The sequence below is a fragment of the Limnohabitans sp. Rim8 genome (assembly GCF_945901735.1).
GTDB lineage: Bacteria > Pseudomonadota > Gammaproteobacteria > Burkholderiales > Burkholderiaceae_C > Limnohabitans_A.
In genome coordinates this window covers 67,805-81,187 of sequence record NZ_CAMDLM010000007.1, presented here as the reverse complement: position 1 = coordinate 81,187, position 13,383 = coordinate 67,805, and the positions used below count along the sequence as shown (strand labels likewise).

Below are 13,383 nucleotides of genomic sequence, written 5' to 3'. Positions count from 1 at the left end.
CAAGGTTCAAGGCAAGACCGCAGGTGCCATGTCCACTCTGCCGGGCAACAGCTTGTTTTCGGTCATGGCATCGGCCACCGCCTGCATGGCAGGCACGGTGCCACGGGCCTTGAAGTTGCCGATGGAGTTGCGCAGGCTGACCTCAGCGATCTGGTCTGCGTTGGGCAATTGCAGGGCAAAGGTCTTGCGCAGGATCTCCAGTGTCTTGCCGAAGTTGGCCGGGTTGGCGATGAAAGCATCCGACAAATCCAGCATCCTGCGGATACCGGCCACCGTTTGCGGATTGGCCGCTGCCCATTCGGTCTTCACTGCCATGGTGCCAGCGCCGCCACGGGTGGCCAGCATGCTCTTGGGGCCCTGACCTTTGCGGGGGTCAACCACCAGGCGGCAGGCTTTCAGCACCTCGCACATGCCATCGGTGGGCGGGAAGGTCATGATCAAATCAACTTGGCCGCGTGTGAGGGCAGGAAATGCCGTGTCGGGTGCGCCCACGGCCACAAAGGTCACGTCGTTCGCGGTCAGGCCCACATCCGCCAGCATGTCAATGACCTGGAATTCAGCGCCTGAGCCACGTTGGGTCACGCCGATTTTCTTGCCTTTGAAGGACTTGACCACGCCGGGGTAGCCTTCTTTTTCGGTCGCCAATTCGGTTTTTGCACCTGCGGCCATGAAGAACACCGGGTCAGCGAAGCCTGCGGCAATGATGGAAATGGGGGCCTTGCGGGCCACGGCTGCAGCCGCCACTTCGGTCGGGCCAAAAAACACTTCGATGTCACCCGAGAGCATGGTCTGCATGCCCAATGGCGCGGCCGGGATGGTGCGCAGTTCGCAGCGAATGCCCGCTTGTTGGCAAAAGCCTTGTTCTTGGGCCACACGCACCAGCAAATTGCCGGTGCCAGGATAGTCTTGGAAGCGCACCACGGATTGGGCCATGGCGCTGGCGCCCAAAGTCAGGGCGATGGCACCCAGGCTGGTGCGTACAAATGCAGGGGCAGAAAATTTCATGTCGTCTCCAATGGGGTTCTTTGACTTGATCACCGTCAAGCTCGGTGCCCAGATTTAATGGCTCCCAGAGGCCGCAAATTGTTTCTGATGTGACAATTTAGGGGAAAGCACTCAAAAAAACATTGCCTCAGGACGGAGACACCATGCCCTTGCCCCCCAATCGCCCCTCCATCAGCTCGCCCAGTGGCCCGCGTGAACCGGCTTACAAGGCACTGGATGCCGATGTCTTCACCAAGGTGTGGGCCAAAAACTCGGCACTGACAGCACGATCGGCCAAAGCGCTGCACAGCGTGGGCGTGTTGCGCTCATGGACAGAAGGACAAGTGGTGCTCAGCCGAGGCCAATCCACTTCGACCGCCTTGCTGCTGGTCAAGGGGCGCTTGCGAGTGAGCGTGACCACCCCCGAAGGCGAAGAGCAATTGCTGCGCTGGATGCTGCCTGGCGAAATTTCGGGCTTGAGCTCGGTGTTTGCCGAATCCACCTACCCCGCTGATTTGGTGGCTGTGGGCGCCACCCAGGTGCTGCACATTGAGCGAGCCCGCTTGGTCGACCTGATCACCAACGACCCCGCCGTGGCGGTGGATTTGTTGCGCATCCTGGGCCTGCGCATCAACCAACTCTTCGACACCCTGGCCGACCGGGGTATGCACAGCCTGGAGCAGCGGGTGTGGGCTGCGCTGGAGCGCATTGCCAAATTCAACAGCGTGACCGTGCCCGACGGGGTGATGCTGCGCGTGAGCCAGTCCGACCTGGCCCAAGCCGCCTCCGCATCTCGCCAGCGCGTCAACCAGCAGCTTCGGCACTTTCAGGAGCAAGGCCTGATCCGCCTGGGCTACCGCAACATTGTGTTGCTGCGCAAGGCCCCGCTTCGCTGAGCGCTCTGTGCCGCAGGTGGTCACTTCTGGCTCAGCTTTCACTGCCGTGCCTGATACAGTGAAATGTCTTTTTTGCCACAGCGCAGCCCGCGTTTTTTCCGGAGCCCCAACGTGACCCCACTGACCGATCTGCACGCCACCCGCGGCCCTGCGCCCACCCACATCTCGCCCGAAGAGTGGCAGGCCCGCATTGACCTGGCGGCTTGCTACCGGCTGGTGGCGCACCACGGCTGGACCGACCTGATTTACACCCACATTTCACTCAGGGTGCCGGGCACTGCGCATTACCTGATCAACCCCTTTGGCTGGTCTTTTGACGAAATCACGGCGTCGAGCCTGGTCAAGATCGACAGCGATGGTAACAAGGTGGACGACAGCCCGCACGACGTGCACCGTGCCGGATTCGTGATCCACAGCGCCATTCACACGGCGCGCGACGATGCCCATTGCGTGCTGCATTTGCACACCCGTGCGGGCATGGCCATTTCGATGCTCAAGTGCGGCCTGCTGCCGCTGAGCCAGCACGCCATGATGTTCCACGGCAAGGTGGCCTACCACGAGTCAGAAGGCCTGGCCGTGAATTTGCAAGAGCGCGAGCGCTTGGCCAGCGATCTGGGCAACCACATGGTGATGGTCTTGCGCAACCACGGCACGCTGGTGGTGGGCTACACCGTGGCCGAAGCATTCAGCAGCATGTGGCACCTTGAAAAAGCCTGCCAGGCCCAGCTGGACGCCATGGCCTGCGGGCAAGAATTGAACTTTCCGCCAGACGGTGTGGCCGAGCAGATCAGCCGCTTGGGCTTCAACAAGGCCGCGCTGCGCGAATACCCTGCGGGGCGCAGCCCGCTGGGCTGGAAAGAATGGCCAGCCATGCTGCGCCTGGCCGACAAGGTGTCACCTGGTTACGCGGTGTGAGCTGGCACACGCCTTGCTGCGTGTCATGGCCATCCTTAACACCTATTTGTATAGACAGCAAGATGGTGTAATTCCCGATGCCTTTTGGGGCTGAGGGCCTGATGATGCTCTCTGCTGGTGCGGATGTTGGGAGAGATGTTGTTTCCTGCACGCGGGCAGCTTTTTTCTTTTGTCATCATCCTGTCTATACAAGTTAAATGGGGTGTTGGTGGTGGCTTTGTGCCTGCTGGTCGGTGCCGTTTTCGGCCATGTCAAGCGGGCTTGATCAACAAAAAGGAGTTCCTTCATGCGCAAGTCAAACGTCAAATTCGCCTCGCTGATCCTGGCCGGTGCGGTCACGGCCAGCCTGGCCTTTCAAACGCAAGCCCAGGAGGTCAAACTGGCCCTGGGCATGTCAGGCTGGACGGGCTTTGCCCCGCTGACCCTGGCCGACAAAGCAGGTTTGTTCAAGAAACACGGTCTGGAGGTCGACATCAAAATGATTCCCCAGAAAGACCGCCACCTGGCCCTGGCCTCCAAAGCCATCCAGTGCGCTGCCACCACCGTGGAGACGCATGTGGCTTGGAACACCAATGGCGTGCCCATTGTTCAGATCTTTCAGCTCGACAAGTCATTTGGGGCAGATGGCATTGCGGTGCGCGGCAACATCAACAATTTTGCTGACCTCAAGGGCAAAAGTATTGGCGTGGATGCGCCCGGTACAGCGCCCTATTTCGGCTTGGCCTGGATGCTCAACAAAAACGGCATGAGCATGAAAGACGTCAAGCTCGTCACCTTGTCACCCCAGGCGGCGGCCCAGTCCTTTGTGGCCGGCCAGAACGATGCGGCCATGACCTACGAGCCTTATTTGTCCACCGTGCGCAGCAACCCACAGGCCGGCAAAATTTTGGCCACCACGCTCGACTACCCCATGGTCATGGACACGGTAGGCTGCGCCCCTGATTGGCTCAAGGCCAACCCCAAGGCCGCGCAAAGTCTGGCCAATGCCTACTTTGAGGCCTTGGAATTGATCAAGAACGACCCGGTCAAATCCAACGAAATCATGGGCGCAGCCGTGAGGCAAACCGGCGAGGCTTTTGCCAAATCATCGTCCTTCCTGCGCTGGCAAGACAAAGCGGCCAACCAAAAGTTCTTTGCGGGCGAATTGCAAAGCTTCATGAAGGACGCTGCCGCCATCTTGCTGGAAGCCGGTGTGATCCGCAGAGCACCCACCGACTTTTCGGTCATGTTCGACACCAGCTTCATCAAGTAAAGCATGACCTCCGCACACCCGACTTCGATCCCATCGAACGCTGTGCGGCCGCGCCGCCGTGCACTGGCTCCCCTGGAGCCGGTGCGCGCGCAGTCACGGTGGTTGCTGGGCATCGGTTTTTTCATTCTTTTTTTCAGTGCGTGGGCATTTTTCACGCTGGGTGGTTATGTTTCACCCACGTTTTTGGCCAGTCCAGTGACCATGGTGCAAGAGGCCATCCTCTTGTTCACCGAATTCAATTTCTCCCACGACATCGCCATGACGATTTGGCGGGTGCTGGCCGGCTTCATTTTGGCCAGTCTGATCGCCGTGCCGCTGGGGATTGCGATGGGCGCGCACAAAGGGGTGGAGGCCTTCCTGGAACCCTTTGTGTCCTTTTGCCGCTATTTGCCCGCCTCGGCCTTCATCCCCTTGCTGATTTTGTGGGCGGGCATTGGCGAGTTGCAAAAAGTGTTGGTGATTTTCATCGGCTCGGTGTTCCAGATCGTGCTGATGGTGGCGGTGTGCGTGGGCGCAGCGCGGCGTGACCTGGTCGAAGCCGCCTACACCCTGGGCGCCGCGCCTTCGGGCATCGTCAAGCGGGTGCTGATTCCGGGTGCCGCGCCCGAAATCGCCGAAATTTTGCGTCTGGTGCTGGGCTGGGCCTGGACCTATGTGATCGTGGCCGAATTGATCGGTTCGTCCTCAGGCATTGGCCACATGATCACCGACAGCCAAGCGCTGCTCAACACCGGCCAAATCATCTTCGGCATCATCGTCATTGGCCTGATTGGCTTGGTGTCTGACTTTGCCTTCAAGGCGCTCAACCGCCGCCTGTTTGCCTGGAGTTCACTGTGAGCAGCCAACTGTCGATCCAAGGCGTCTCGCGCGTCTTCACCTCGCCCAAAGGACAAGCCACTCAAGCCCTGACCCCGGTGGATTTTGAAGTGTGCGAAAACGATTTCGTCACCATCCTCGGCCCTTCGGGTTGCGGCAAATCCACCTTGTTGCGCATCGTGGCGGGGCTCGATCAGCCCACCACCGGCCAGGTGCTGCTGGACGGCGTGCCGGTGCAAGGCCCGGGAGCCGACCGCGGCATGGTGTTCCAGAGTTACACGCTGTTTCCGTGGCTGAACGTTGAGCAAAACATCCGCTTTGGCCTGCGCGAACGCGGCATGCCCGAGCACGAACAAAAAGAACGCTCCGATGACTTCATCGCCAAAGTGGGCCTGCGGGGCTTTGAACAGCACTTCCCCAAACAATTGTCAGGCGGCATGCAGCAGCGCACCGCAATTGCGCGGGCACTTGCCAACGACCCCAAAATTTTGTTGATGGACGAACCCTTTGGCGCACTGGACAACCAGACCCGCGTGCTGATGCAAGAGCTGCTGCTGGGCATTTGGGAGTCGGCGCAAAAAACCGTGCTCTTTGTCACGCACGACATCGACGAGGCGATTTTCATGGCCAACCGCGTGGCGGTGTTCAGCGCCCGCCCCGGTCGCATCAAGACCGAGTTGGCGGTGGATTTTCCGCACCCCCGCCATTACACGATCAAGACCTCGCCCGAGTTCATGGCCTTGAAGGCGCAGCTGACCGAAGAAATCCGGGCCGAAGCCATGGCCACAGACACGCATTGAGCGCATCCCACGTCGACACCCCGGTTATTGCGCTTTGAAGATCCCCTCATGACCCGCACTGCAACGTCCATCGCCAATCAGCGGCACCACACCGCGCGCAGGCCCCAAACCCTGACGGGCGAGCCCGTGGCCCTGTTCCAGCAGGTGAAGGACCACATCGCCCACAAAATCCAGGACGGCAGCTTGCGTGCAGGTGACCGCCTGCCTTCAGAGCACGAGCTGGTCGCGCAGTTTGGCATGTCGCGCATGACCGTGAACCGGGCCTTGCGCGAGCTGGTGGACCAAGGGCGCATCGTGCGCGTGGCGGGTGTAGGCAGTTTCGTGGCCGAACAAAAACCGCAATCGACCTTGCTGCAAATCGTCAACCTGGCCAGCGAGATTCGCCAACGCGGCCACGACTACGCCTGCGAGATGCTGGTGGTCGAGCGTGTCGCCGCCACCCTGGAAGTGGCATCCGCGCTGAACGTGCGCACCGGCGATTCGGTATTCCATTCGGTGTGCGTTCATTTTGAAGACGGCCTGCCCATCCAGTTGGAAGACCGCTTTGTCAACCCGCAGGTGGTGCCCGACTTTGCCCAGCAAGATTTCTCTCAACAACAGCCCTCGGAGTTTTTGGTGCGCACCGTGCCCTTTGACGAAATCGAGCATGTGGTCGATGCGGTGCTGCCCACCCCCGATCAAGCCCAACGCCTGCAGATGGACGCAGCCGAGCCCTGTTTGCTGTTGACCCGTCGCACCTGGACGCAAGGTGTGCCGGTGACCCTCGTGCGCTGCCTGCACCCCGCCAGCCGCTACCGCCTGGGCAGCCGCTACAGCGCCAGCGGCAACCCGGTATCGACCTGATGCCCTTCAGCATGCAGTGCACCCCTTGTTTGCTGAACAACACCTACGCATGACACCCCTATTTTTGAAACTCATTCCCGGCCAGGTGCCTTTGGCCGACTGGTGCGCCATCTACCGGGGTGCCACGCCCACGCTGGACGCGGATTGCCGCGCCGCCGTGCAAGCCAGTGCCGACAGCGTGGCCCGCATCGTGGCCAAGGGCGCGCCGGTCTACGGCATCAACACCGGCTTTGGCAAATTGGCCAGCGTGCGCATTCCGGCCGAAGACCTGGAGACCCTGCAACGCAACATCGTGCTGTCGCACGCCGCAGGCGTGGGCGAGGCCACGCCCGTGGCCATCACCCGTTTGATGATGGCGCTCAAAATCGCCAGCTTGGCGCAAGGTGCTTCGGGCATTCGACCGGCCACGCTGGCCTTGCTCGAAGCCATGCTGGCCCAAGACATCATCCCGGTGGTGCCCGGTCAGGGCTCGGTGGGCGCTTCGGGCGATCTGGCACCGCTGGCCCACATGACGGCCGTGATGATCGGCGTGGGCGATGCCGATACCCCACAGGGCCGCCTGCCCGCCATTCAGGCGCTGGCCAGCGCGGGCCTGGCCCCCGTGACGCTGGGCCCCAAAGAAGGGCTGGCCCTGCTCAACGGCACGCAGTTTTCCACCGCCAATGCCATGGCAGGTTTGTTTGAAGCCGAGCGCCTGTTCCAGTCGGCGCTGGTCACCGGTGCTTTGGCCACCGATGCGGCCAAGGGTTCAGACGCGCCTTTTGATGCCCGCATCCACCGCCTGCGCAAACACCGGGGTCAGATCGCCACTGCCGAAGCCCTGCGCCAGTTGCTCAGCGGCAGCGTCATCCGGGCCTCGCACCTGCAAGGCGACGAACGCGTACAAGACCCGTATTGCCTGCGCTGCCAACCGCAGGTCATGGGCGCTTGCCTGGATGTGCTGCACAACGCTGCCCAGTTGCTGGAGACCGAGGCCAATGGCGTGTCCGACAACCCGCTGATCTTCAGCGACACCGACGAATCACTGTCCGGCGGCAACTTCCACGCCGAACCCGTGGCATTTGCCGCCGACATGATCGCCATGGCCATTTGCGAAATCGGCTCTTTGGCCGAACGCCGCATTGCCATGCTGGTGGACCCGGCACTGTCGGGCCTGCCCGCTTTCCTCACCCCCAAGCCAGGCCTGAACTCGGGCTTCATGATCCCGCAGGTCACTGCCGCTGCGCTGGTGTCCGAAAACAAACAACGCGCCTATCCGGCCAGTGTCGATTCGATCCCCACCTCGGCCAATCAGGAAGACCATGTGTCCATGGCCGCGCACGGTGCGCGCCGCCTGTTGCCCATGGCCGATAACGCCATGGCCGTGATCGGCATCGAGTGGATGGCCGCCGCCCAGGGTTGCGACTTTCATGCACCGCTGGACACCAGCGCGCCTTTGGCCGCCGCCATGGCTTTGCTGCGCACACGCGTGGCGCATCTTGACGACGACCGCCACATCCAGCCCGACCTGCAAGCGGCCATCGACATGGTCAAGAGCGGGGCCTTGCTGCAAAGCGGCTCGGGCCTTGATTTGCCCGGCGTGCGCTGAACGACTTTGATTGATCCATTGTTTACCCTCAAGGAGCCCACATGACCCCCTCCATCGACCCCCGCCTGGACCCGACCCGCGTGGTGCGCGCCCCACGCGGCAGCACGCTGACCTGCAAGAACTGGGTCACCGAAGCGGCTTACCGCATGGTGCAAAACAACCTCGACCATGAAGTGGCCGAGAACCCGCAGAGCCTGGTGGTGTACGGCGGCATTGGCCGCGCCGCTCGCGACTGGGCTTGCTTTGACCAGATCCTGGCCTCGCTGAAAGACCTGAACGAGGACGAGTCCTTGCTCATCCAGTCCGGCAAGCCAGTGGGTGTGTTCAAAACCCACGCCAACGCGCCGCGTGTGCTGATCGCCAACTCCAACCTGGTGCCCAAGTGGGCCAACTGGGAACACTTCAACGAACTGGACCGCAAGGGCCTGTTCATGTACGGGCAGATGACCGCCGGCTCGTGGATTTACATCGGCACCCAAGGCATCGTGCAAGGCACCTTCGAGACCTTTGTCGAAGCCGGTCGCCAGCACTACCACAACGACTGGACCGGCCGCTGGATTTTGACTGCCGGTTTGGGCGGCATGGGCGGCGCGCAGCCTTTGGCGGCCACCTTGGCAGGCGCTTGTTCGCTCAACATCGAATGCCAGCAAAGCAGCATCGACTTTCGGTTGCGCACCCGCTATGTGGACAAGCAAGCCAAAGACCTGGACGACGCGCTGGCCTTGATCGCGCACCACACCGCCGCCAAAGAGGCGATCTCGATTGCCCTGTTGGGCAACGCGGCCGACATCCTGCCCGAGCTGGTGCGCCGCGCCCAGGCGGGCGGCATGCGCCCCGATCTGGTGACCGACCAGACCTCGGCGCACGACCTGATCAACGGCTACCTGCCCCCGGGCTGGACCGTGGCGCAGTGGAAAGCCGCCCAGCACGACCCCGCGCAGCACGCCCGCCTGAAGTCCGACGCCTCGCAAGGCTGCGCCACTCAGGTACAAGCCATGCTGGACTTCCAGGCCCTGGGCATCCCCACGGTGGACTACGGCAACAACATCCGCCAGGTGGCGTTTGACCATGGCGTGAAAAACGCCTTTGATTTCCCCGGCTTTGTGCCCGCCTACATCCGCCCCATGTTCTGCGAAGGCAAGGGGCCGTTCCGCTGGGTGGCCTTGTCGGGTGACCCCGAAGACATCTACAAAACCGATGCCAAGATCAAGGAACTGTTTCCGAACAACACACACACCCACCGCTGGCTGGACATGGCGCGTGAGCGCATCAGCTTTCAGGGCTTGCCTGCACGCATTTGCTGGCTGGGTCTGGGCGAGCGGCATTTGGCCGGACTGGCCTTCAACGAGATGGTGCGCACCGGTGAATTGAAAGCCCCCATCGTCATTGGCCGCGACCACCTGGACACCGGCTCGGTGGCCAGCCCCAACCGCGAGACCGAAGCCATGAAGGACGGCACCGACGCCGTGAGCGACTGGCCGCTGCTGAACGCCTTGCTCAACACCGCAGGCGGCGCCAGCTGGGTCAGCCTGCACCACGGCGGTGGCGTGGGCATGGGCTATTCGCAACACTCGGGCATGGTCATCGTGGCCGATGGCACCGACGCGGCCGCTGAGCGCTTGGCGCGTGTGCTGGTCAACGACAGCGGCTCGGGCGTGATGCGCCACGCCGATGCCGGTTACGAACTGGCCGTGGCCACCGCCAAAAAGCAGGGGCTGAAGCTGCCCATGGTCAAGTGAATGCCGTGAAGCCAACCATGACCAACAGTTTCAATTTGTCTGACTTGCCCAGCGCCGACGGCGTTTGGCACCCCCTGCACCTGGCCCCAGAGGCTTTGGGCGCGGGCACATCAGCCGTGCCCGATGCGGCCATCGTGGTGGCGCAAGGTGCCATCGCCTGGGTGGGGGCGCATGCGGATCTGCCCGATGCTGACCACCAACTGCCTCAGCACGACGGTCGGGGCGCGCTGGTCACGCCGGGGCTTGTGGACTGCCACACGCACCTGGTGTACGGCGGGCAGCGTGCCAACGAATTTGCCATGCGCCTGGCCGGTGCGAGCTACGAAGAAGTGGCGCGTGCCGGGGGCGGCATCGTGTCCAGCGTCAAGGCCACACGCGAGGCCAGCGAAGAAGAATTGTTCGACGCCGCTGTGCCTCGCTTGCAGGCCTTGCTGGCCGAAGGCGTTTGCGCCATCGAGATCAAATCGGGTTATGGCCTGAGCTTGGAACACGAGCGCAAACAACTGCGCGTGGCCCGGCGTCTGGGCCAGGCCTTTGGTGTCACGGTGCGCACCACGTTTTTGGGTGCGCACGCGTTGCCGCCTGAATATGCCGGGCGCAACGACGACTACATCCGACTCGTGTGTGAAGAGATGATGCCTGCGCTGGCGGCCGAAAGTCTGGTGGATGCGGTGGACGTGTTTTGCGAAACCATCGGCTTCACGCTCGCGCAGACCGAGCAGGTGTTTCAGGCGGCGCAAGCGCTGGGCTTGCCGGTCAAGCTGCATGCCGAGCAGCTGTCGGACATGGGCGGCTCGGCGCTGGCGGCACGTTTCGGCGCGCTGTCGTGCGACCACATCGAACACCTGAGCGCCGAAGGCATCGCCGCCATGCGGCAAGCGGGCACAGTTGCGGTGCTTTTGCCCGGCGCTTACTTCACCCTGCGCGACACCCACATGCCGCCCATTGCCGCCCTGCGCGCAGCGGGCGTGCCCATGGCCGTGTCCACCGACCACAACCCGGGCACCTCACCAGCACTGAGCCTGCTGCTCATGGTCAACATGGCGTGTACCTTGTTTCGCATGACGGTGCCTGAGGCCTTGGCGGGCGTGACGCGCCAGGCAGCGCAGGCGCTGGGCTTGCAAGCCACGCACGGGCGCATTGCGGTCGGCTGCCCCGCCAATTTTGTGTTGTGGCCTTTGGGCGATGTCGCCGAGCTGGCCTATTGGCTGGGCCAGCGCCCGGCCTGCAGCGTGGTGCGCCAGGGGCGCTTGGCGGTCGATGGCATGGCCTTGCACCGAATGCGCCCCTTGCCCGAACATCCACCCTTGTGACCTTTTCAGCCATGACTTTTCACACCACCGAACCGCCTTTTCGTTTTCGCCAGGGCTCGCGCCCTTTGCTGATTTCGATGCCGCATGTGGGCACCCATGTGCCGCCTGCATTGACCGCACGCCTGACCGACGAAGCCCGGCGCGTGCCCGACACCGACTGGCACTTGGAGCGGCTGTATGACTTTGCCGACGCGCTGGGCGCTTCGGTGCTGGTGGCCACGCATTCACGCTTTGTGATTGACCTGAACCGCCCGCCCGATGGTGCCAGCCTCTATCCCGGACAAAGCGTGACCGGTCTGTGCCCGGTGGACTTGTTTGACGACCAACCGCTGTACCGCGAGCCGAGCGATGCGCCTTGTGAGGTTGAAATTGCTGCACGGCGCGATGCCATCTGGCAGCCGTACCACGCGCAACTGGCACAAGAGTTGGCCCGCCTCAAAGCCGTTCATGGCGTGGCCGCCTTGTGGGACGCGCACTCGATCCGCTCGGTGTTGCCACGGTTTTTTGAAGGCAAGTTGCCCGACCTGAACCTGGGCACCGCCAACGGCGCCAGTTGCGACCCATCATTGGCCGAACAGCTGCTGTCCATTGGCAAGCAAGCCACCGGCTACACAGCGGTGCTCAACGGCCGCTTCAAAGGCGGGCACATTACCCGCCAATACGGCAACCCGGCGCAAGGCGTGCACGCGGTGCAGCTGGAGATGACGCAATGCAGCTACATGCAAGAAAGCTGGCCGTTTGACTATCTGCCCGAGGTGGCTGCGGGGGTGCAGCCGCATGTGCGGCGGATGTTGGAAGCGGTGTTGGCGTTTGTGGAGACCTGAGGCCAAAGGCATGCCCAGGCCAGCTGCCCAGGCCTTGTTGAGCCGATGCTATCTTGTAGGTCGGGCCTTTATGGTCCAACAACCATCGTTTAGCGCAGCGACATTTCCGGAAGGCTGCGGCCAACGCGCCATGTGTCGGACCTGAAGGCACCGACCTACGAAAACCGATCCCCCGTAGGTCGGGCCTTTATGGTCCGACGTTTCCCCTTCAATCAAGCCCAGCGCTGCATCAGTCTGTGCCGAGCCGATGCTTGCACATTCACCAAGCGCAGGTCCCCGCCATAATGCGCCATCACGCGTTGGTCCATCCACGCAAACCACAGGGGCGGGCAATAGGCCACCGTGATCATGGTGGCATAACCTGCGGGCAGTTGCGGCGCGGCGGCGAAATGCCGCAGCGCCTGGTAGCGCCGGATGGGGTGGGCGTGGTGGTCAGAGTGCCTTTGCAGCTGGTAGAGCAACAAGTTGCCCACCAAGTGGTTGCTGTTCCAAGAGTGCTCGGGCTCGCAACGCAGGTAGCGCCCGGCTGTGTCTTTTTGCCGGAGCAATCCGTAATGCTCCACGTAGTTCACCACCTCCAGCATCGAGGCCGCGTAGACACTTTGTAAAACCAAAAAGGGCAACACAGCCCAACCCAGCCACGCCACCAGAGCGCCGGAAAACAGCAAGCTCAAGCTCCATGCTTGCAGGTTGTGGTTTTGGGGGTGCCAAACACTGTGGCCTTGTTGCTTCAAGCGGTCTCGCTCCAGCGCCCAGGCCGATTGCCAGCTGCCCCACACCGAGCGCGGCAAAAAGGCCCAGAAGCTTTCGCCCATGCGCGCACTCGCCGGGTCTTCCGGAGTGGCCACCCGTTTGTGGTGACCCCGGTTGTGCTCAACAAAAAAATGACCATACGCACTGGGCGCCAAAGCGATCTTGGACAGCCACCGGTCCACCGCCTCCTTTTTGTGGCCCAACTCATGCGCGGTGCCGATGCCAATGCCATTGATGGACCCCACCGTCAACACAAGGGCCATGTAGACCAACCAAGGCAGTGGCTGAGTCGCCGCGATCCAAGCGCCCAACACCGTGCCGATCATTTGCAGGGGCACATAGGCCCACACCATGGCGCGGTAAAACACATCCTGTTCGAGTTGCGCCACCGCCGACTCGGGTGGGTTGCTGAAGTCCTCACCCAACACGCGGTCGAGCACCGGCAACAACACATGGATGACCAGCGGGGCCAGCAGCATGCACCCCCATTGGCCTGTCCAGACGAAGGCCAGCAAGGAAGCTGTGAACGCCAAGGGAATGGCGGGGCTGAGCAGCCACCACCAGCGCTTGTCTTGCCAAGCCTGTTCGAGTGGGATGCTTGGACTGTTCACGGCTGAGGCCTGCTGAGGCGTTTTGTGCCAATAAACTCAACGACGGTCC

General features: G+C 62.3%; 12 protein-coding genes. 10 read left to right on the top strand and 2 right to left on the bottom strand.

Going from position 1 to position 13,383, the window contains the following annotated elements; translation table 11 throughout:
- Positions 1-6 precede the first annotated feature (6 nt).
- Positions 7-1,005, bottom strand: a complete 999-nt coding sequence (locus tag Q0O99_RS05245) for an ABC transporter substrate-binding protein (protein WP_293749282.1) — start codon at positions 1,003-1,005, stop codon at positions 7-9.
- A gap of 143 nt (positions 1,006-1,148) precedes the next feature.
- Between Q0O99_RS05245 and Q0O99_RS05240 the strand changes: the two genes are divergently transcribed.
- The 10 genes from Q0O99_RS05240 (at position 1,149) to hutG (ending at position 11,970) form a co-directional block, all read left to right on the top strand.
- Positions 1,149-1,880, top strand: coding sequence for a Crp/Fnr family transcriptional regulator (locus tag Q0O99_RS05240; protein WP_293749280.1), 732 nt, complete (start codon positions 1,149-1,151; stop codon positions 1,878-1,880).
- A 111-nt stretch (positions 1,881-1,991) separates the two neighbouring features.
- Positions 1,992-2,795, top strand: a complete 804-nt coding sequence (locus Q0O99_RS05235) for a class II aldolase/adducin family protein (RefSeq protein ID WP_293749279.1) — start codon at positions 1,992-1,994, stop codon at positions 2,793-2,795.
- A gap of 286 nt (positions 2,796-3,081) precedes the next feature.
- Positions 3,082-4,047, top strand: a complete 966-nt coding sequence (locus tag Q0O99_RS05230) for an ABC transporter substrate-binding protein (RefSeq protein ID WP_293749277.1) — start codon at positions 3,082-3,084, stop codon at positions 4,045-4,047.
- Positions 4,048-4,050: 3 nt separating this feature from the next.
- Entirely contained in the window at positions 4,051-4,884 is an 834-nt protein-coding gene (locus Q0O99_RS05225; protein ID WP_293749275.1) for an ABC transporter permease, read from the top strand.
- Positions 4,881-5,663, top strand: coding sequence for an ABC transporter ATP-binding protein (locus Q0O99_RS05220; RefSeq protein WP_293749273.1), 783 nt, complete (start codon positions 4,881-4,883; stop codon positions 5,661-5,663). Before Q0O99_RS05225 ends, Q0O99_RS05220 begins: the two co-directional genes overlap by 4 nt.
- Positions 5,664-5,711: 48 nt before the next feature.
- Positions 5,712-6,506: a histidine utilization repressor gene (hutC, locus tag Q0O99_RS05215; RefSeq protein ID WP_293749271.1), complete on the top strand. Its 795-nt coding sequence runs from the start codon at positions 5,712-5,714 to the stop codon at positions 6,504-6,506.
- 49 nt (positions 6,507-6,555) lie between these two features.
- Positions 6,556-8,094 carry a histidine ammonia-lyase gene (gene hutH / locus Q0O99_RS05210; RefSeq protein WP_293749269.1) on the top strand — a complete coding sequence of 513 codons (1,539 nt, stop codon included), beginning with the start codon at positions 6,556-6,558 and terminating at the stop codon, positions 8,092-8,094.
- 41 nt (positions 8,095-8,135) lie between these two features.
- On the top strand, positions 8,136-9,833 hold the full coding sequence (gene hutU, locus Q0O99_RS05205) for a urocanate hydratase (protein WP_293749267.1): 1,698 nt from the start codon (positions 8,136-8,138) through the stop codon (positions 9,831-9,833).
- 17 nt (positions 9,834-9,850) lie between these two features.
- Complete coding sequence (gene hutI / locus Q0O99_RS05200; RefSeq protein WP_293749265.1) at positions 9,851-11,146, top strand: imidazolonepropionase; 1,296 nt, start codon at positions 9,851-9,853, stop codon at positions 11,144-11,146.
- A gap of 11 nt (positions 11,147-11,157) precedes the next feature.
- Positions 11,158-11,970 (top strand): N-formylglutamate deformylase, encoded by an 813-nt coding sequence (gene hutG / locus Q0O99_RS05195; protein WP_293749263.1) that lies wholly within the window; start codon positions 11,158-11,160, stop codon positions 11,968-11,970.
- Positions 11,971-12,182: 212 nt separating this feature from the next.
- Here the strand turns inward: hutG and Q0O99_RS05190 are convergent, their stop codons facing one another.
- Positions 12,183-13,334, bottom strand: a complete 1,152-nt coding sequence (locus Q0O99_RS05190; RefSeq protein WP_293749262.1) for an alkane 1-monooxygenase — start codon at positions 13,332-13,334, stop codon at positions 12,183-12,185.
- Between the last annotated feature and the right edge of the window lie 49 nt (positions 13,335-13,383).

Excerpts from the sequence above, each read along its gene's own strand:
- hutU (WP_293749267.1), top strand. The coding sequence starts at position 8,136 with ATGACCCCCTCCATCGACCCCCGCCTGGACCCGACCCGCGTGGTGCGC.
- Q0O99_RS05245 (WP_293749282.1), bottom strand. The coding sequence starts at position 1,005 with ATGAAATTTTCTGCCCCTGCATTTGTACGCACCAGCCTGGGTGCCATC.
- Q0O99_RS05225 (WP_293749275.1), top strand. The coding sequence starts at position 4,051 with ATGACCTCCGCACACCCGACTTCGATCCCATCGAACGCTGTGCGGCCG.
- hutH (WP_293749269.1), top strand. The coding sequence starts at position 6,556 with ATGACACCCCTATTTTTGAAACTCATTCCCGGCCAGGTGCCTTTGGCC.
- hutG (WP_293749263.1), top strand. The coding sequence starts at position 11,158 with ATGACTTTTCACACCACCGAACCGCCTTTTCGTTTTCGCCAGGGCTCG.
- Q0O99_RS05230 (WP_293749277.1), top strand. The coding sequence starts at position 3,082 with ATGCGCAAGTCAAACGTCAAATTCGCCTCGCTGATCCTGGCCGGTGCG.
- hutC (WP_293749271.1), top strand. The coding sequence starts at position 5,712 with ATGACCCGCACTGCAACGTCCATCGCCAATCAGCGGCACCACACCGCG.
- Q0O99_RS05240 (WP_293749280.1), top strand. The coding sequence starts at position 1,149 with ATGCCCTTGCCCCCCAATCGCCCCTCCATCAGCTCGCCCAGTGGCCCG.
- hutI (WP_293749265.1), top strand. The coding sequence starts at position 9,851 with ATGACCAACAGTTTCAATTTGTCTGACTTGCCCAGCGCCGACGGCGTT.